Consider the following 17,272-nt stretch of genomic DNA (forward strand, 5'->3'; position numbering starts at 1 on the left):
TTACTAACGCAAGTTGCGGACTTCAGCGGCGGCTGGGTATTTTCAGGCGTCCCGTGACGCCATACACCCTGCCCCTTGAACGTCAGGTCACGCCATTTCTCTTTGCGGGACCAGCGTATGACGGTGCTGGTTTCGTCAATGCCATTAACTTGATCGGTCCAGCGGAGCTTCATCATGTCGGCTCGAAACTATCTGTTCTACGGCGTCGTTGCGCTGGCTACGGCTTGCGACCAGGCCGTGCTGACCGGCGTGATCTGGATGTCGCTCAAGCTGTCGGGGTCGAGCGTTCCACTTGGCGTCGTCCTGTGTTTCTCGGTCGCCGTGCCGTTCGCGTTGGATGTGGTGAGCCGGGGACGCGCCGCCAATATCGATGCCCACTGGCTGGTCATTTTACGGGTCGCCGTTTTTCTCATGGCGGCGCTGTTGGCATGGCTCGGGCTTGCCACGGCACTCAGCGTTTTTTTGTTGATCGCCCTGATGGTGGGGACGGCCGACTTCCTGACCGCCAGCTCCTTGGAAATCGAAAATACCCGTCGGGTCGTCGCCGACTGGCTATCGGCCGACGATGCCGCGCGCTATATGCAAACGGCCATCCAAGTCGGCGGCTTCACCGGTTCGCTGGCCGGCGGAGCACTGCTGGGCTGGCTCAGCGACTCGGCGTTCCTGATGGGCGTGGCGTTGGCGGGGGCCGCTCTCAGCCCGGCGCTGCTGGCGGGCAGGATGAAACGTAGCGTGACGACCGTAGCGGACAGCGCGAAACCGCGACAAGACAAGCAGACCAGCGATCGTGTGTTCGACATGCCATATGGCTGGATGGCCTGCCTGGGGCTGATTGCCCTGCATATCGGCGCGTTCAACAGCATGATGCCGGTCGTCTATCAACAAGTGAATCATTGGAGCCCTACCAGTTTCGGCATTGCATCCGGTGTCGCAGGTATCGGCGCTTTCCTGGCGGCATTGATGCCACTGGGCAAGCATCGACTCGCCATGTTCGCGGTGGGGCTGATCGTCGTCGATGCGGTGATGGTCATGGCCCCTCAGGTCGCGTTTTCGCTGATCGGTGCCTTCCTGGTCGGCTTTATCACCAATCACCTGCGCATCGCCGTCCGCAGCCAATTGATGCGCAGCGCCAATAACGATGCCCAGGCGGCACTTGTGGGCAGCCGCAGCACCTTTTGCGCGTATTCCATGCAGGCCACGGGCCCGTTGTTGCTGACGTTCGCCACGTCGGCGTCGGTTATGGGGCCAGCATCCGGACCGGCACTGATGATCGGCACCGGTGTGATCACCGCCACCGGGCTGCTGGGGCTGGCTCAGTTGCGTCGCGCCCCGCGACCCGTTCCGTTGGCACGCTCATAAGACATGAAGGGAGGCAACCAATGAGTCACGCAGGCCTTGAAGCCGATCGTCACCACAGTGTTCTCGCGCAAATCTATCAACTGATGAAAGAAGTCGCGCCCCAAAGCGTCCAGGTGAACCCGGACGTGTCGTTTCTCGAAGCCGGGATGGACTCGATGAAAGCGATCCTCCTGGTCTCGCGCCTGGAAGACTGGTTTCAAATCGAATTCGAAACCGATCATCTGGCGCCCCAGTTCCTGGGCAGCCCGGCATCCGTGGCAAGGCTGCTCCAAGATCACTACTTGGCTATCCCGGAAAAGGACTAGGCCTCATGCAAGAACAACAGTTTCCCTACGATGTGCATTTGTACGACCGTCGTTTTCTCAACTGTTTCCAGCGCCACGCTGTAGTTTTCATGAAACGCCTGGGCATCGAAGTGGACTGGCTGTTTTACAACGCCTTGCCGACCGTGGGCGACCTGTTCCAGCAGATGGTGGTGGAGAACAAGCCCAAGTACGCGTTGCAAAGCCGCTACTTCGCCGAAGACGACCTGGCCCTGCTGGGCGTGCGTTTCCACGAGCAGAAGGCAAAGTGCCTGGATGACCTGCTGCCGATTATCCATGGGCAAATCCAGGCCCATGGATGCGCGTTCCTTTCAGGAGACGTGTATTACTTCGCTCACTGCCCCGAATACCGTAGCACCCATGCGCAGCATGTTGTCGTGCTGCGCCAGGCCAATGCCGATGGCAGTTGGGAGGTGGTCGACGACAACGCTGCCAGCGTGTTGTGCGAATACCGTTACCCACACGAAGTGATTGAACAGTTCTTCCAGAATGAGGGCAGCCGGCGCATGTTTTGCCTGGAATGGACGCCAGTTCAATCGCCTGATGTCGAGATTACATTCCGTCAGCGTCACCAGGCCTTCCTGGACGACTTCAACACCGACCCTTGGTTCTATGGCCATCTGGAGCAGTTGCTGGACAACCCGCTGGCCAGCAATACGACAAAGTTTCGGGCATTGCACGATGTGTTCACGCTCCTGGCCGGCTCCCGCAATTGCTTTGCCCGCTATCTGGAGATGACCGGTGCTCCCGTTGCAGCCATGAAACGGGTTGGCCTGTTTGTCCAGGAAGCCAGTGTACTCAAAGGCCTGATGGCGATGGCTCAGATAACCGGCAAGGTTCGCCGCCGCGACTTGATCGAGCGCTGTGCAGCCTTGGCCGGGTTGGAAGCCGACTATCTGCGTGAGCTTCGTTTAACCCGGACGATCGATATCGCCAGCTAGCCTGCAACCAAAGAAACAGGCGTCAACCTTTGGCGAGCAAGCCGCTGGCGATTACAAACACCGCACCATCAGCCATTGCTCCTTGCCCCAAGCCTCGAAGCGCTCCAGCACTTCCCAGCCAAGCTTGGCGTAGTAATCCCGTTCACTGTGGGTGTGCAGGAACAACGTCGCAAAACCTGCTTCTTTGGCATGGTTGCAGATGCCTTCGATCAATTGCGCGGCCAACCCCCTTCGTCGGGCATCCGGGTGGACGAATACGCAGGCCAACCACGGGCCGAGCTCGGGGTGGTCGGGCAGGTCGTCATGTGCCAGCGAGGCACCGCCCAGCAGTTGGTCATGTTCCATGGCGATCAGGCATTTCCAGCGGCCATCGCGCTGGCCTGCCGAGAATTCCTCCTGCCAGTGGGCCAATGATTGGTGGGCGAATTCATAGGTAAATTCTCGATACAGCCATTCGGCCATCAGGTTGCATTTATCCATGTGGTTGAGGAGCCAATCCACTTGCAGCATCTTAACCATCCTTCTGTAGTCTTTTTCCACCGCGTATACGGCGCAGATGCCTACCCGCGCTCATTCCCAGCAAATACCCACCTGCAAGGCCTCAACCTATCGTAATCTCGCAGCTGAACAAGCCCAGCCCCGAATCCGGCCGAGATCTCATTTCACATGCCTTCCATTTATCAGCTCAAGCCTGCCTTCCAAAACCTGCTTCGTCCCACCGTACAACGCCTTTACGACAAAGGCATCACCGCCAACCAGGTGACCTTGCTCGCCGGCTTCGTTTCCGTGCTGGTGGGGGCGGTGATTGCATGGTTCGCCAACCATCCGTGGGTTTTCGTCCTGGTGCCGGTGTGGATGTTCCTGCGCATGGCGTTGAATGCGGTGGATGGCATGCTTGCGCGGGAGTTCGGCCAGCAATCGAATCTGGGCGCCTACCTCAATGAGCTATGCGATATCATCGCCGACGCGGCCTTGATCCTGCCTTTTGCCCTGTTTCCCGATACCAGCCTGTTGCTCGTGTTGTTGGTCACGCTGTTGGCGTTGTTCAGCGAATACGCTGGCGTGCTGGGCGCGATGGTCGGGGCTTCGCGGCGCTATGACGGGCCGATGGGCAAGAGTGACCGCGCGTTTGTGTTTGGCGTGCTGGCGACCGGTATTGCCCTGGGTTGGCTCGGGGCGCTGTGGGTTGATGGTGTGATGGCGGTGGTTGCCGCCCTGCTGGTTTATACCTTGGTCAATCGGGTCCGCCATGGCCTGAGCCAGGTGTCGGAAAACGCTCCCTCAGCATAAGGAAATTGCAATGCGTGAAGCCCAGGAACAGACGTTCACCACCCACGACGGCGTGGAGTTGTTCTACCGGCACTGGCCGGCTGTCGAGGCCACGGCGGGTGAACCCCGTCAGGCTGTGTTGTTGTTTCACCGCGGTCATGAACACTCGGGGCGCATCGCGCACCTTGTGGATGAGCTGGATCTGCCCGGGTTCGAATTTTTCGCCTGGGACGCACGTGGCCACGGCCAGTCGCCGGGCGAGCGCGGCGACAGCCCTAGCTTTGCTACCAGCGCCCGTGACGTGCAGACTTTTTGCGATCACATCGGCGCCACGCACCAGATCGACGAACAGAACATCGCCGTGATCGCACAAAGCGTCGGCGCGGTGATCGCGTCTACCTGGGTCCACGACTACGCGCCGCGCATTCGCTCGCTGGTGCTGGCGTCGCCAGCCTTCAAGGTCAAGCTCTACGTACCGTTCGCCCGTCCGGGCCTGGCGCTGATGCGCAAGTTCCGTGGCAACTTCTTCGTCAACAGCTACGTCAAGGCCAAGTTCCTCAGCCATGACCCGGCGCGGGTGGCGTCCTACGACAGCGATCCGTTGATCACCAAGGCCATTTCGGTGAACGTGCTGCTGGGCCTGTACGAAGCGGCCGACCGGGTTGTAGCCGATGCCCAGGCGATCCAGGTACCGACGCAGCTGTTGATCTCCGGTTCCGACTTCGTGGTGCATCGCAAACCCCAGGAGCAGTTCTTCGAGCGCCTGGGCAGCCTGCACAAGGAGAAGCACATCCTGCCGGGCTTCTTCCACGACACTCTGGGCGAAAAGAACCGTGCGCCAGCCATCGCCAGCGCCCGTCGTTTCATCCTGCAGAATTTTGCCCGCCCGCTGGAGCGCCCTTCCCTGCTGGACGCCGATCGCCTCGGCGTGACCTGCGCCGAAGCCGAAACCCTGGCGACGCCGCTGCCGCACAACTCGCTGCGTGATCTTTACTGGCGCATGACCCGCGCCAGCATGCGCTTTGGCAGCAAGCTGTCTGCCGGCGTGAAACTGGGCTTCGACACCGGTTTCGACTCTGGCAGCACCCTGGACTACGTCTACCGCAACCGCCCCACCGGCACGTCGGCGCTGGGCAAGATGATCGACCAGAACTACCTGAACTCCATCGGTTGGCGCGGTATTCGCCAGCGCAAGGTGCACGTCGAGGAGTTGCTGCGCCTGGCGATGGCCGAGTTGCGCGCCCAGGACCGCGAGGTGCGCATCGTCGACATCGCCGCCGGTCATGGCCGCTACATTCTGGAAGCGCTGCAAGGCGTCAGCCCGTTGCCGGAGTCGATCCTGCTGCGCGACTACAGCGACATCAACGTGCGCGACGGCAGTGCGCTGATCGTCGAGAAGGGCTTGGGCGACATCGCCCGATTCGTCAAGGGCGATGCCTTCGACCGCCAGGACCTGGCGGCGCTGGAGCCCAAGCCGACCCTCGCCGTGGTGTCCGGCCTGTACGAATTGTTCGCCGATAACCAGATGGTCGGCGGCTCCCTCGCGGGCCTGGCCGAAGCGGTGGAGCCCGGCGGTTTCCTGGTCTACACCGGTCAGCCGTGGCACCCGCAACTGGAACTGATCGCCCGCGCCCTGACCAGCCACCGCGCCGGCCAGGCCTGGGTGATGCGTCGGCGCACCCAGGCGGAAATGGATCAGTTGGTCGAGGCGGCGGGCTTTCGCAAGATCACCCTGCGTGTCGATGAGTGGGGCATTTTCAGCGTGTCGCTGGCGCAGCGGGTCCAGTAATGAGCGCCGTCATCGCTCCGGTCCGCGAACCCGCGCTGCTGAAACCGGCGGTGCTGTGGCTGCTGTTGCTGGCGCCGCTGTTCTTCACCACGTACGGCTTCGCCACCTGGGTCACGGCCCAGCGTGACGACGTCGGCAGCCTGGTGTTCGGCTGGGAAAGCCACATGCCGTTCATGGCCTGGACGATCGTGCCGTACTGGTCGATTGACCTGTTATACGGCCTATCACTGCTGTTGCCCAACAGCCGCGACGAACTCAAGCGCCACGCCTTGCGCCTGCTCACGGCCCAAGGAATTGCCGTCAGCTGCTTCCTGCTCTGGCCGCTGACTTTTACCTTCCCTCGGCCGGAAATGGACGGGGTGTTCGGCTGGATGTTTGACGTACTGGCCGGCTTCGATAAGCCGTTCAACCAGGCGCCGTCGCTGCACATCGCGCTGCTGGTGGTGCTCTGGGTCTGTTATGAGCGCCACCTGCAAGGCGTCTGGCGTTGGCTGATGCACGGTTGGTTCGCGTTGATCGGCGTGTCGGTGCTGACCACTTACCAACACCATTTCGTCGACGTGCCGACCGGCGCGCTGGCCGGGTGGTTGTGTGTCTGGTTGTGGCCGCTGGACCGGCCAAGTCCGCTGTTGAGTGCGCGCCTGGCGACCGATCCAGCCCGTCGACGCTTGGCCATGCGTTATGGCTTGGGCGCGGCGGCGATGTTCATCCCGGCGTTTGCCTACGGTGGCGCGTGGCTCTGGCTGATATGGCCGGCGGTGGCGCTGCTCATGGTGGCACTGAATTATCTGGTGTTCGGCGCGAGCGGGTTCCAGAAACGTGAAGACGGCCGGCTGAGCCCGGCGGTGCGCTGGTTGCTGGCGCCTTATCTGATGGCGGCGTGGATCAATTCCCGCCTGTGGACGCGCAAGCACCCGCAACCTGACCAGATCATGGATGACGTCTGGCTCGGGCGGATTCCTACGTCGACAGCGCTGAAGGACAGCCCGTTCAACGGGGTGCTCGACCTGTGCGCCGAGTTGTCCATGGACAGCACGGCAATCGCTTATCGCACCTTGCCTGTGCTCGACCTGACCGCACCGACCACCGAGCAATGCCTGGAGGCCGCGCAGAAAATCGAGCACCTGCGCCAGCACGGGCCGGTGCTGGTCTGCTGCGCCTTGGGTTATTCGCGCAGCGCCACCGCCGTGGCGGCGTGGTTGCTAAGCACTGGCCGTGCTGCCAGCGTCGACGCAGCCATTGCGCAGATCCAGCGTGTGCGCCCGCGTGTCGTCCTACACCCGGCCCATCGCCAGGCGTTGGGGCAAATATCCGCAGGGTTCGGGGAATGGTCATGAGCAGTGACATCGAACTGCACACCGTGGCGAGCTTGTTGCGCCGGGGTCATTCGCTGGATCAGCTTTCCACTGGCCTGACGCTGCTGGCAGCGTTGATCGGCCTGGGCCAATGGCTGGTGGGCAGCGTCGATCCGTGGCTGCTGTTGCTGAGCTTCGGCGTGTTCGTCCTCGGCATGCAGGAAAAATATCTGGCGTTTCGCGTGGCCTTTGATGCCGATCTGTTTCAAATCGTCGCGGATGCCGGCAAGCCACTGACCGAACGCACCCAAGCATTGGACGAGGCCCTCGCCAATCTCGGCCTGCAACCGGCCGAGCGTGGCGGGCGGTCGTGGCCCGAGCGCAGCCACGGCTCGATGCGCCTGCTTCGCCGCCAAGCCTGGCTGGTGTTTACGCAAGCTTTGTTGACCGTGAGCTTCGTCCTGGCCAGTCCCTGGCTGGTTTATTCGGACCTTGGAACTTAAACAGGAAATAAATGGCTTTTGTGGCGAGGGAGCTTGCTCCCGCTGGAGGGCGAAGCCCTCCCCTATGATCTGCCTGATAAACCGCGACCTCAGTGTTAGGGCTACTTCGTAGCCCAGCGGGAGCAAGCTCCCTCGCCACATTGTTTGCCTGCGATAGATGTCGCATAACTTCAAGCTTTCAGGACAAGGAATCCTCATGTTCGAACCCGTGGTCGCCAATCTCATCACCTCCGCCGCGCGGATGGTCACCGGCGCTCGCAGCCTGTGGCTCGGCTGCGCGCCGACGCCGGTACAGCGGATCTATTTCGCCAACCACAGCAGCCACGGTGATTTCGTGTTGCTCTGGGCCTCGCTGCCACCGGCGCTACGCAAGCTCACCCGCCCGGTTGCCGGGGCCGATTACTGGCAAACCAGCCCGGTGCGCCGCTACATCATCAACCGGGTGTTCAACGGCGTGCTGGTGGATCGCGAGCGCAAGGACCCTGCCTACAATCCATTGCAGCCGATGCTCGACGCGCTGGAAAACGGCGACTCGTTGATCATCTTCCCCGAGGGCACGCGCAACCCGGACGAAGGCCTGCTGCCGTTCAAGAGCGGGATCTACCACTTAATGAAAAGCCACCCGGAGGTGGAGGTAATCCCGGTGTGGATCGCCAACCTCAACCGCGTCATGCCCAAGGGCCGCGTGCTGCCCTTGCCGCTGCTGTGCACCACCAGCTTCGGCGCGCCGCTGTGCATCGAGGAAGGCGAAAGCAAAGAGCAATTTCTAGAACGCAGCCGTGCCGCGCTGCTGGCACTGGCCCCGGAGCACGTCTGACATGGATCGATATACCTTGATGTTGTTTGGCGGGATCGGCGCGATTCTGCTGCTGGCTTCGTTGATCGGTTTCATTCTCAAGCTGCGGACCAAAGGCGCGCCGAACTCAGTCATCGAGAACCTCAACGCGCGGATCAACGCCTGGTGGATCATGGTGCTGGTGATCGGCATCGCGTTCTGGCTCGGCAACGCGGCGGTAATCCTGCTGTTCTACGCCGTGTCGTTCTACGCATTGCGCGAATTCCTGACCCTGACGCCGACCCGGCGCAGTGACTATCCCGCCCTCGTGGCGGCGTTTTACCTGGCACTGCCGCTGCAATACCTGCTGATCTACTACGACTGGTACGGACTGTTCTCGATCTTCATTCCGGTGTACGTGTTCCTGCTGTTGCCGATCCTCGCGTCGCTGGGCGGTGACAGCACGCACTTCCTCGAACGCGCGTCGAAAGTGCAGTGGGGGTTGATGATCGCGGTGTTCTGCATTTCCTTCGTGCCCGCCCTGCTGACCTTGGACATTGCAGGTTTTGAAGGGCGCAACCTGTTGCTGATCGCCTACCTGGTGATCGTGGTGCAGCTCTCGGATGTGTTGCAGTACGTCTGCGGCAAGCTGTTCGGCAAGCACAAGATCGCGCCGAACCTGTCGCCGTCGAAGACCGTGGAAGGTTTTGTCGGCGGCATTTTCCTGGCCTCGCTGATCGGCGGCGCGCTGTGGTGGATCACGCCGTTCAACCCCTGGCAGTCATTCCTTATCGCTTTGCTGATCAACCTGCTTGGGTTTGCCGGCGGCATCGTCATGTCGGCCATCAAGCGCGACCGGGGCGTGAAGGATTGGGGCCACATGATCGAAGGCCACGGCGGCATGCTCGACCGCTTGGACTCGGTGTGCTTCGCCGCGCCGATCTTCTTTCATCTGGTTCGGTATTGGTGGACTTGAGATAACCCTGTCCTGAGGCACCGCTTACCTGTGGCGAGGGAGCTTGCTCCCGCTGGGCTGCGCAGCAGCCCCCAGATCTTAGGGCCGCTCCGCGCCCCAGCGGGAGCAAGCTCCCTCGCCACAAAAGCGGTGTGGTGCACATTCAATGCGCCAACATATTGTGATGCACGCTGTACATGATCCACAGCGACAGCCCCACCAGCAGCGCAATCACCACCGCTGAGAACGCCAGCGCCGTCAGGTTCCAGCGTTGCTGCGGTGAGAAGTTCAGGTGCAGGAAATACACCAGGTGGACGACGATCTGGATCACCGCGAATATCGCCACGATCCCGGCCGTCACGGGCTTGGGCAATGTGGGATACATCACCAGGGCGAAGGGGATGACGGTGAGGATGACCGACAGCACGAACCCGGTGAGGTAGGATTTTGCGCTGCCATGGCTGGCATCGACGCTGCTCTGATGACTGCTCATTACATCACTCCAAACAGATAGACCACGGTAAACACACAAATCCACACCACGTCGAGGAAGTGCCAGAACAGGCTCAGGCAGCCCATGCGGGTCGCGTTGACGGTGGTCAGGCCTTTGCGTTGAACCTGGAACATAACGACAGCCATCCACAACAGGCCGGTGGCGACGTGCAGGCCGTGAGTGCCCACCAGGGTGAAGAAGCCCGTGAGGAAGGCGCTGCGGTTCGGGCCATAGCCTTCGGCGATGAGTTTCTCGAACTCATGGATTTCCATGCCGATAAACGCAAGGCCGAGAAGGAACGTCACGCCGAGCCAGGCCAGCACTTTTTGCTTCTGGCCAGCGCTCAGCGCGAGCATGGCGAAACCGTAGGTGATGCTGCTGAACAGCAGGATGAAAGTTTCCGTAAGGACGTAGGGCAATTCGAAAATGTCGGCGGCGCCAGGGCCACCGGCGACGCTTTGCCCCAGTACCGCATAGGTCGCAAACAGCGTTGCGAACAAGATGCAGTCGGTCATCAGGTAGATCCAGAACCCGAACAGGGTCATGGAGCTGGCGTCCGAGTGCCCGTGTTCGGATTCCGGCGCGGTGGCGTTGGGTTGAACGAGATTGGACATGATCAAGCCTCCGCCAACATCTTGATGCGTTGATTTTCGATGCGCGCCACCTCCTCGGCGGGCACGTAGTAATCGATGTCGTCATCGGCGCTGCGCCAGATCACGCCGCCGATGGTCGCGACCAACCCGACAATGGCCAGCCACCAGATATGCCACACCAGGGCAAAGCACATGATCAGGCTGAACAGGCTGATGACCAGTCCCATGGCGGTGTTTCGCGGCATGTGGATGGCTTGGAAGTCGGCTTCGATGGCAGTTTTCTGCCCACGCTCCTTAATGCCCCAATAGGCGTCGATGCCCTCCACCACCGGTTGCTGGGCGAAGTTATAGAACGGCGGCGGTGACGCCGTGGACCACTCCAGCGTGCGACCGTCCCATGGGTCGCCCGTCAGGTCGCGGTTCTGGTGGCGGTGGCGGATGCTGAAGTAGAACTGCAAGATCTGGCAGACCACGCCGCACAGGATGATGCCGACACCGATCAACTCCAGCTCCAGCCAGGGCCGCCACTGCGGAACATCAAAGTGGTTCAAACGCCGCGTCATGCCCATGAAGCCCAGGAAGTAGGACGGCATGAAGGCGAAGTAGAAGCCGACAATCCAGCACCAGAACGCCGCCCGTCCAAAGCCGTCATGGAGCTTGAAGCCGAATGCCTTGGGAAACCAATAGGTCAGGCCGCACAGGTAGCCAAACACGGCGCCACCGATGATCACGTTGTGGAAGTGGGCGATCAGGAACAGGCTGTTGTGCAGCAGGAAATCCGCCCCGGGCACCGCCAGCAGCACGCCGGTCATGCCACCGATGCTGAACGTGACGATGAAGCCCACCGTCCACAGCATCGGCGTTTCAAAGCGAACTCGCCCGCGGTACATGGTGAACAGCCAGGTGAAAATCTTCACTCCCGTAGGCACGGCGATGATCATGGTCATGATGCCGAAGAAGGCGTTGACGTTCGCCCCCGAGCCCATCGTGAAGAAGTGGTGCACCCAGACGATGAACGACAGGATGGTGATGACGATTGTCGCCCACACCAGCGAGTGATAGCCGAACAGACGCTTGCGGCTGAAGGTGGACGCCACCTCGGAAAAGATGCCGAACGCCGGCAGGATCAGGATGTACACCTCCGGGTGGCCCCAGGCCCAGATGAGGTTGACGTACATCATCGGGTTGCCGCCCAGCTCGTTGGTGAAAAAGTGCATGTCCAGGTAGCGGTCGAGGCTGAGCATGAACAGCGTCGCGGTAAGAATCGGGAACGATGCAAGAATCAGCACCGCCGTGCACAGCACCGTCCAGGTGAACACCGGCATGCGGAAAAGCGTCATACCCGGTGTACGCATTTTCAAGATCGTGACGAAGAAATTCACCCCGGTGAGCAACGTTCCGACCCCGGATATCTGTAATGACCAGATGTAATAGTCCACCCCGACCCCGGGGCTGTAGGAAAGCCCCGACAACGGCGGATAAGCGACCCAACCGGTGCGGGCGAACTCACCGACCGCCAGGGAAATGTTCACCAGCATCGCGCCGGCCACGAATAGCCAGAAACTCAACGCGTTGAGGAACGGGAACGCAACGTCCCGGGCACCGATCTGCAAGGGCACGACGATGTTCATCAACCCCACCACCAACGGCATCGCCATGAAGAAAATCATGATCACGCCATGGGCGGTGAAGATCTGGTCGTAGTGTTCCGGTGGCAGATAACCGGGCGAACCGTCGGACGCCATCGCCTGCTGCGTGCGCATCATGATCGCGTCGGAAAACCCGCGCAGCAGCATCACCAGGCCCACGACGATGTACATCACGCCGATGCGCTTGTGATCGACCGAGGTGAACCACTCTTTCCACAGGTACGTCCATTTGCGGCGGTAGGTGATGGCGCCGATGCCCGCCAAGGCGACCAGCCCCACCACCGCGAGGGTCCACATGATGATGGGCTCATCCGTCGGGATCGCCTCAAGGTTGAGTTTTCCAAACATGCTGTTCTACTCCAGGATCTTGTTACTGCCCTTGCGGGGCCCCGACGGGTGATTCGATGCTGCCTTGCATGTGCTCCATGCGATGCTCGACCTCACGGGATCGGTTCATGCCTTCGTACTTATCGATGATGCTCTGGAACAAGTTCGGCTGGACCGAGGCGTAGTGCTCCACCGGGTGCTTGACCGTGGGTCGGGCGAGTCGGGCGTAACTGTCCTTATCCAACCGCCCTTGCCCTGCGCGGACGTCGGCGACCCACTTGTCGAAGCCCGCCGCATCGGTGGCCAGGGTTCGGAAGTGCATGTCGGAAAAACCCGGGCCGTTGTAGTTGGCGGCGATGCCCCGGTATTCCCCGGCCTCGTTGGCAATCAGGTGCAGTTGGGTCTGCATGCCGGCCATGGCGTAGATCTGCCCGCCCAGTGCCGGTATGAAAAACGAGGTCATGGCACCGTCGGACGTCACGCGAAAGTTCACCGGTGTGTCCAACGGCATCGCCAACTCGTTGACCGTAGCGATCCCCAGTTCCGGATAGATGAAGACCCACTTCCAATCCGCCGCGATGACCTGCACCACCAGCGGCTTCACGTCCGAATCCAGCGGCCGGTAAGGGTCCAGCGCATGGGTGGACTTCCAGGTGACCACGCCCAGAATGATGATGATCACCAGCGGGACACCCCAGACCACCGTTTCGATCTTTCGCGAATGCGCCCACTCCGGCGTGTATTTCGCCTTTGTGTTGGAAGCGCGGTACTTCACCGAAAAGACGAACGCCATGACGATGACCGGCACCACCACCAGCAACATCAACAGCGTCGAGAGAATGATCAAGTTGCGTTGGTCAACGCCGACCTGTCCCTTGGGATTGAACAACACCATGTCGCAACCGCCGAGCAACAGCATCCCGCCGACCAGCAACAACCTTGATAAGTAACAAGGCAGTCGAGTTCGCATGTCTTACGCTTCGCTTATTGAGTGTTTGCCAGTTGCTGCGCGATCTTGTCTTTGATCGACAGGCGCTGTTCCTTGAGCTTACGGATATCGTCACCCTCGACATTGCCCGCCGAAATCGATTCGGCCGCTAGCACTTGGTTATCCAAATCCGTGTATTCATCGAGCAGGCGATCAAGTTCCGGATCCTGCTGACGACGTTGTTGAACCGCCTCTTTGCTGCAATTCAAATCCTGATAAAGATCATGAGAAGCAGGCATGGCCTTCTCCTTTTAACGGTGTTGTTGGGGTACACGATTTTTAGAATTGGCCCCTTCGGCTAAGTTGAAAGAAACATCTGGAAACGGTGACGAACGGCATCGTGAACAAAAAAAAGCCCACGAGACGTGGGCAAAGGGAAGAGCCGTTTTGACTTGGATCGGGTCAGGAAGATTGTTTGCCGGTGGCCGACGGCATTGCATTGGAATCGACACGGACTGGGTGCTGCTGGACGGCCCGCTCCCATTCCTTGGCATCGTGACTGCAGAAAATTTCCACGTGCCCATCCTGGACCCGTGCCAGCTCCCGCAGCCGTTGCTGATTGCGCATCCGCGCCGAACGATAGGTGTCCATCATGTATTGATAAAACTTCAGCCCCGGCGGACAGCGACGCTCGGCTTGATGGACTTCATCGTGAAAAAAATAGGCATCGCCGGCGTGCAGCAACCAGCCGTCGGACGTGCGCACGGCAATGCCCGCGTGCCCGGCGGTGTGGCCTTGGAGCGGCACCAGGAAAATGTCCTCTTCTTCCGCGCCGATTAATGCGCGCACCGAGTCGAATCCGAACCAGGTGTCGCCATCCGGGGCATAAAACTCCCAGTTATCGACGCCCTGCCACTGACGCGCCTGGAACCGGCGCCGACTGATCCAAGTGTCGGCGGTGCGGGCCGCCGCCATTTCGTCGCGCATGACGTGAACCCGGGCCTGGGGAAAATCCTGCAGCCCGCCGGCGTGGTCGAAATCCAGATGGGTAACAAGAATGTGCCGCACGTCGTTGGCATCGAAGCCCAGGCGCCGCACTTGCTCCAACGCAGTGAGGCGATGCTCGAACTTGATGTTGTTGAACGCGCGGAAAAAACGACTCAGACGCTCGGGCGTCTGCACATCGCGCTGGCCAAAACCGGTGTCCACCAGTATCAGACCGTTGGTGTCGGTTTCAATCAACAGGCAATGACACACCAGGCACGCCGTCAGCCCCCGGCTGTAACCGTCGAACAGCTTTCCGCCCACCGGGCACATGCAACCGCAGTTGAGGTGGTGGATATGCATGGAGGCCTCCTGCACGAATGGCGCGTCGATTTCTGGTTATTTCCGGACTCTAAGAAATCGACAGGAAGGCGACAGGCTCAATTCCGCAAAGGCGACAGGCGGTGCCCATGCCTGGCCAAACCACGGATTGGGTGGGAGCGAGCCTGCTCGCGAAAGCGCTGGGTCAGCTTGCATTGATGTTGAATGTGCCCTCGTCTTCGCGAGCAGGCTCGCTCCCACGGGTATTTTGGTGTTTGAGCGCTCCCTCACCACAGGGATCACAGCCCACAGGTTTATGGGTAGCTGAAGCTCTTCACCAACGTCAGCTCCCCCACCGCCCGCATGGGCACCACGAAGGTTTCCATCTTCTCGCTCGGCGTGCCTTCTTCGGTGATGACGGTGACTTTCGCCGTGGTCAGGGCCTGTTGCGCCTGTTCGACTTGTTCGCCATCGCCTTCTTCATCCTCGTCACTGCGATAACCGCCGCCGTAGTAGTTCACATACACCAGGTATTGGCCTTTGATCGGCGCGGGCATGGCGAAGATTTCCGGGCCGTAGCCGGTGGTGACGTCGACGTCGAGGGCGGCGCCGTTGGCGACGGCGCGGTCGCCGTACCAGATGTGGGCGCCGTCGGGCGTAACCAGGTGCAGGTCCAGGTCGGTACCATCGCTGTCCCAGGTCAGCAATACCCGCAGCTTGGCCGGGGTCGCGCCGCCGCTGGTGTTGAGGAATTGCGTGCGGTGGCGCTGCTGGCCATCGGCGCTGCGCACTTCCACGCTGTTGCTGCCGTTGGGGAACGAGAACGGCCGATCGAAGCGGCCTTCCTCATCAACCTTCAACGGCAGGCTCACACCGTTGACGATGAGCTGGCCTGGCTCATTGCTCTTCGGCGTGCCTTTGATCTGACCGCTGATGCGCGCCGTGTTCGCCTGGCCCTGGGGCGTGTTGACGGACGAGGCCGGGTAGTTGACGGTCTGGCTGAAGCTTTCGCCCTCGCCGCCCGGCGCGCCGCTGCGCCAGCCGCCGACTGGGGTTTCTAGCTTGATCGGGTCGGCGGCCATGGCCGATGGCAACGCAGCGAGGCCGCAAAGCAACAGCAAGACCTGTGGATAACGGAGTGTCATGGTCTATTCCAGCAAGAGGTGACGGGCGAGCCCTTCGATATAGGTTTCGTCCTGGCCGTTGGGGTGAGCTTCAAAGGCCAGGTGCAGATATTCATGGGTCAGGTCGAGGCGGTCTTGCAGCGACAGCACGCCGCGCACGTAGATGCGCTGGCGCTCGCGGTCCACATACGGCCGGCCGAAGGCGACGCGGCACACCGCGAAGGAACTGATTTCGTTGTAGCCCACTTCGCTTTCCAAGCGTTGACGCCAGCCACGTCGCTGCTTCAGCAACCATTCCTGGGCGGCGGGCAATGCTTGGCAGGATGCCACCGGATTGTCCCAACGGCTGAGGCTCGCGCGCGGATAGGCATGCAGCAGGATCGCGTCGTAACGCTGGCCGTCGTGGGCTTGTTCGACGGCTTGGGCCCAGGATAGTTTGTCCGGGCCGGGTTGATCGGAGTGATAAGTGACGTCGGTGCCAGCCAGGACCAGGTCGCTGGTCCAAGCGGCAATGGCCCGGGTTTCAGGCGCCGCCGGACGTGGCGCGACGCGCTGGCGATGGCTGCTGTCGTCGATGCTCAGGCAATCGCCGTTGCGCTGGGCGTTTTGCAGCAGGTAGGTGCGAATCGCCACGGCCAGGGCTTTGGCCGCTTCGGCGGGTTCGGCCTTGGCTTCGCGTTGCAGGACCCGGGCGACGTACTCCTCCCGGTCCAGTCGCGCCACCAGTTTGCCCGGCAGCAGGAACAGTTCGCCGTCGCTGTGGATGTCCAGCTGGTTACCGTTGGTGAACTCGACGCGGTAGTCGCCGCGCAACTGGCCCGGCGTGGCGGGTCGCTCGCCAGCCATCACCCGTTGCAACGGGTAACGGGCAAACAGGTCGACTTCCACGCAGCGTCCGGTGTCCACAGGCCAGCGGGACGGCAGCGCCGTGGCCAAGCCATCGCCGTATTTCTTCAGGACCTGCTGACTGGTGCCGCGGCCACCGGCCCACACCGGGGTGCCATCAGCCAGCCAACCGGCGAAACCGCCTTGGCGCGACGAGGGCCCCTGGTCGCCCAACCAACTCCAGGTCTTGACCCGCAGGCGAGCGCCCAACTGGCCGACCAACCGACCATCCGCCGCGCCGAGCACCACGTCGAGCAATACCCGACGGGCCTGCTCCTGGGCCGGTAGCATCGCCAGCGCCTTGAGCAGTTCGGCCACCGGCACCTGGGTTTGCGGCTGCAAGGTCGGCAGGTCCAACAACCATTTCGGCGCCTGGCGCGCCTGCCAGTAATCACGCCATCCCGGCGCGGAAATCCCGAGTCGCTGGGGTTCGAAATACAAACCACAGGACTTCACCAGCGCCTGATCGCGGCCGATGCTCTGCCCAGCGTTGCAGCAATAGACCTCTTCCTTCGATTCGCCGCGGCATTCGTAAACCGGCTCGCGAGCATCGGTGTCCACCAGCCAGGCGTAGACGAAGAGTTTCCACAAACTGCCCAACGGTGCCTGCAAGGAATTGGTCAACGGCTGGCGATCCAGCACCTGGGTCTGGCTCACCCGCAACAGTTGACCGTCGAAGGCCAGGCGCAACGGCTCCTCCTGCGCTGTCGTCAGCGCAGGAATCAGGCACAACCACCACCAGCCCCAAGCCCTGCGCAT

At 61.3% G+C, this 17,272-nt stretch carries 18 protein-coding genes; 9 read left to right on the forward strand and 9 right to left on the reverse strand.

Features of this window, described 5'->3' with window-relative positions:
- Positions 1-174 precede the first annotated feature (174 nt).
- The 3 genes from J3P76_RS22290 to J3P76_RS22300 are packed head-to-tail and all read left to right on the forward strand — an operon-like array spanning position 175 to position 2,623.
- Positions 175-1,359: an MFS transporter gene (locus J3P76_RS22290; protein ID WP_434609329.1), complete on the forward strand. Its 1,185-nt coding sequence runs from the start codon at positions 175-177 to the stop codon at positions 1,357-1,359.
- Positions 1,360-1,379: 20 nt separating this feature from the next.
- Entirely contained in the window at positions 1,380-1,664 is a 285-nt protein-coding gene (locus J3P76_RS22295) for an acyl carrier protein (protein ID WP_434609327.1), read from the forward strand.
- A gap of 5 nt (positions 1,665-1,669) precedes the next feature.
- Positions 1,670-2,623, forward strand: coding sequence for a hypothetical protein (locus J3P76_RS22300; RefSeq protein WP_434609325.1), 954 nt, complete (start codon positions 1,670-1,672; stop codon positions 2,621-2,623).
- Positions 2,624-2,674: 51 nt separating this feature from the next.
- On the opposite strand, the gene J3P76_RS22305 is transcribed toward J3P76_RS22300, so the two are convergent.
- Complete coding sequence (locus tag J3P76_RS22305) at positions 2,675-3,133, reverse strand: GNAT family N-acetyltransferase (RefSeq protein WP_434609323.1); 459 nt, start codon at positions 3,131-3,133, stop codon at positions 2,675-2,677.
- 156 nt (positions 3,134-3,289) lie between these two features.
- Between J3P76_RS22305 and J3P76_RS22310 the strand changes: the two genes are divergently transcribed.
- From J3P76_RS22310 to J3P76_RS22335, 6 genes are all read left to right on the forward strand, one after another.
- Positions 3,290-3,913, forward strand: coding sequence for a CDP-alcohol phosphatidyltransferase family protein (locus J3P76_RS22310; RefSeq protein ID WP_434609320.1), 624 nt, complete (start codon positions 3,290-3,292; stop codon positions 3,911-3,913).
- Positions 3,914-3,923: 10 nt separating this feature from the next.
- Positions 3,924-5,681: a bifunctional alpha/beta hydrolase/class I SAM-dependent methyltransferase gene (locus J3P76_RS22315; RefSeq protein ID WP_434701254.1), complete on the forward strand. Its 1,758-nt coding sequence runs from the start codon at positions 3,924-3,926 to the stop codon at positions 5,679-5,681.
- Positions 5,681-7,018, forward strand: coding sequence for a phosphatase PAP2/dual specificity phosphatase family protein (locus tag J3P76_RS22320; RefSeq protein ID WP_434609314.1), 1,338 nt, complete (start codon positions 5,681-5,683; stop codon positions 7,016-7,018). Before J3P76_RS22315 ends, J3P76_RS22320 begins: the two co-directional genes overlap by 1 nt.
- Positions 7,015-7,479: a hypothetical protein gene (locus J3P76_RS22325; RefSeq protein ID WP_434649915.1), complete on the forward strand. Its 465-nt coding sequence runs from the start codon at positions 7,015-7,017 to the stop codon at positions 7,477-7,479. Before J3P76_RS22320 ends, J3P76_RS22325 begins: the two co-directional genes overlap by 4 nt.
- Before the next feature lie 196 nt (positions 7,480-7,675).
- Positions 7,676-8,296, forward strand: coding sequence for a lysophospholipid acyltransferase family protein (locus J3P76_RS22330; RefSeq protein ID WP_420767573.1), 621 nt, complete (start codon positions 7,676-7,678; stop codon positions 8,294-8,296).
- 1 nt (position 8,297) lies between these two features.
- Complete coding sequence (locus J3P76_RS22335; RefSeq protein WP_039594237.1) at positions 8,298-9,230, forward strand: phosphatidate cytidylyltransferase; 933 nt, start codon at positions 8,298-8,300, stop codon at positions 9,228-9,230.
- 142 nt (positions 9,231-9,372) lie between these two features.
- Here the strand turns inward: J3P76_RS22335 and cyoD are convergent, their stop codons facing one another.
- The 8 genes from cyoD to J3P76_RS22375 all read right to left on the reverse strand — a co-directional run bounded on the left by cyoD (position 9,373) and on the right by J3P76_RS22375 (position 17,272).
- A complete protein-coding gene (gene cyoD, locus J3P76_RS22340; RefSeq protein WP_420767572.1) occupies positions 9,373-9,702 on the reverse strand; it encodes a cytochrome o ubiquinol oxidase subunit IV in 330 nt (109 codons plus the stop codon).
- Positions 9,702-10,316 (reverse strand): cytochrome o ubiquinol oxidase subunit III, encoded by a 615-nt coding sequence (gene cyoC, locus J3P76_RS22345; RefSeq protein ID WP_434609307.1) that lies wholly within the window; start codon positions 10,314-10,316, stop codon positions 9,702-9,704. The genes cyoD and cyoC overlap by 1 nt, the downstream gene beginning before the upstream one ends.
- A 2-nt stretch (positions 10,317-10,318) precedes the next feature.
- Positions 10,319-12,292: a cytochrome o ubiquinol oxidase subunit I gene (gene cyoB / locus J3P76_RS22350; protein ID WP_434609305.1), complete on the reverse strand. Its 1,974-nt coding sequence runs from the start codon at positions 12,290-12,292 to the stop codon at positions 10,319-10,321.
- Between the two features lie 22 nt (positions 12,293-12,314).
- Positions 12,315-13,241 carry a ubiquinol oxidase subunit II gene (gene cyoA / locus J3P76_RS22355; RefSeq protein WP_434701255.1) on the reverse strand — a complete coding sequence of 309 codons (927 nt, stop codon included), beginning with the start codon at positions 13,239-13,241 and terminating at the stop codon, positions 12,315-12,317.
- A gap of 14 nt (positions 13,242-13,255) precedes the next feature.
- Positions 13,256-13,498, reverse strand: a complete 243-nt coding sequence (locus J3P76_RS22360) for a YdcH family protein (RefSeq protein ID WP_420767568.1) — start codon at positions 13,496-13,498, stop codon at positions 13,256-13,258.
- 163 nt (positions 13,499-13,661) lie between these two features.
- Positions 13,662-14,546 carry an MBL fold metallo-hydrolase gene (locus J3P76_RS22365; protein ID WP_420767567.1) on the reverse strand — a complete coding sequence of 295 codons (885 nt, stop codon included), beginning with the start codon at positions 14,544-14,546 and terminating at the stop codon, positions 13,662-13,664.
- Between the two features lie 272 nt (positions 14,547-14,818).
- Positions 14,819-15,649: a YfaP family protein gene (locus J3P76_RS22370; protein WP_434609297.1), complete on the reverse strand. Its 831-nt coding sequence runs from the start codon at positions 15,647-15,649 to the stop codon at positions 14,819-14,821.
- 3 nt (positions 15,650-15,652) lie between these two features.
- Complete coding sequence (locus J3P76_RS22375; protein ID WP_434675442.1) at positions 15,653-17,272, reverse strand: DUF2300 domain-containing protein; 1,620 nt, start codon at positions 17,270-17,272, stop codon at positions 15,653-15,655.

It is taken from the genome of Pseudomonas sp. D1-36, assembly GCF_051132205.1.
Lineage (GTDB): Bacteria > Pseudomonadota > Gammaproteobacteria > Pseudomonadales > Pseudomonadaceae > Aquipseudomonas.

What these genes read in the sequence shown, in the direction of transcription:
- J3P76_RS22320 (WP_434609314.1), top strand. Translation starts at nt 5,681, where the DNA reads ATGAGCGCCGTCATCGCTCCGGTCCGCGAACCCGCGCTGCTGAAACCG.
- J3P76_RS22305 (WP_434609323.1), bottom strand. Translation starts at nt 3,133, where the DNA reads ATGCTGCAAGTGGATTGGCTCCTCAACCACATGGATAAATGCAACCTG.
- J3P76_RS22375 (WP_434675442.1), bottom strand. Translation starts at nt 17,272, where the DNA reads ATGCGCAGGGCTTGGGGCTGGTGGTGGTTGTGCCTGATTCCTGCGCTG.
- cyoD (WP_420767572.1), bottom strand. Translation starts at nt 9,702, where the DNA reads ATGAGCAGTCATCAGAGCAGCGTCGATGCCAGCCATGGCAGCGCAAAA.
- cyoB (WP_434609305.1), bottom strand. Translation starts at nt 12,292, where the DNA reads ATGTTTGGAAAACTCAACCTTGAGGCGATCCCGACGGATGAGCCCATC.
- J3P76_RS22325 (WP_434649915.1), top strand. Translation starts at nt 7,015, where the DNA reads ATGAGCAGTGACATCGAACTGCACACCGTGGCGAGCTTGTTGCGCCGG.
- J3P76_RS22290 (WP_434609329.1), top strand. Translation starts at nt 175, where the DNA reads ATGTCGGCTCGAAACTATCTGTTCTACGGCGTCGTTGCGCTGGCTACG.
- cyoA (WP_434701255.1), bottom strand. Translation starts at nt 13,241, where the DNA reads ATGCGAACTCGACTGCCTTGTTACTTATCAAGGTTGTTGCTGGTCGGC.
- J3P76_RS22300 (WP_434609325.1), top strand. Translation starts at nt 1,670, where the DNA reads ATGCAAGAACAACAGTTTCCCTACGATGTGCATTTGTACGACCGTCGT.
- J3P76_RS22370 (WP_434609297.1), bottom strand. Translation starts at nt 15,649, where the DNA reads ATGACACTCCGTTATCCACAGGTCTTGCTGTTGCTTTGCGGCCTCGCT.
- J3P76_RS22295 (WP_434609327.1), top strand. Translation starts at nt 1,380, where the DNA reads ATGAGTCACGCAGGCCTTGAAGCCGATCGTCACCACAGTGTTCTCGCG.
- J3P76_RS22315 (WP_434701254.1), top strand. Translation starts at nt 3,924, where the DNA reads ATGCGTGAAGCCCAGGAACAGACGTTCACCACCCACGACGGCGTGGAG.
- J3P76_RS22310 (WP_434609320.1), top strand. Translation starts at nt 3,290, where the DNA reads ATGCCTTCCATTTATCAGCTCAAGCCTGCCTTCCAAAACCTGCTTCGT.
- J3P76_RS22360 (WP_420767568.1), bottom strand. Translation starts at nt 13,498, where the DNA reads ATGCCTGCTTCTCATGATCTTTATCAGGATTTGAATTGCAGCAAAGAG.
- cyoC (WP_434609307.1), bottom strand. Translation starts at nt 10,316, where the DNA reads ATGTCCAATCTCGTTCAACCCAACGCCACCGCGCCGGAATCCGAACAC.
- J3P76_RS22330 (WP_420767573.1), top strand. Translation starts at nt 7,676, where the DNA reads ATGTTCGAACCCGTGGTCGCCAATCTCATCACCTCCGCCGCGCGGATG.
- J3P76_RS22335 (WP_039594237.1), top strand. Translation starts at nt 8,298, where the DNA reads ATGGATCGATATACCTTGATGTTGTTTGGCGGGATCGGCGCGATTCTG.
- J3P76_RS22365 (WP_420767567.1), bottom strand. Translation starts at nt 14,546, where the DNA reads ATGCATATCCACCACCTCAACTGCGGTTGCATGTGCCCGGTGGGCGGA.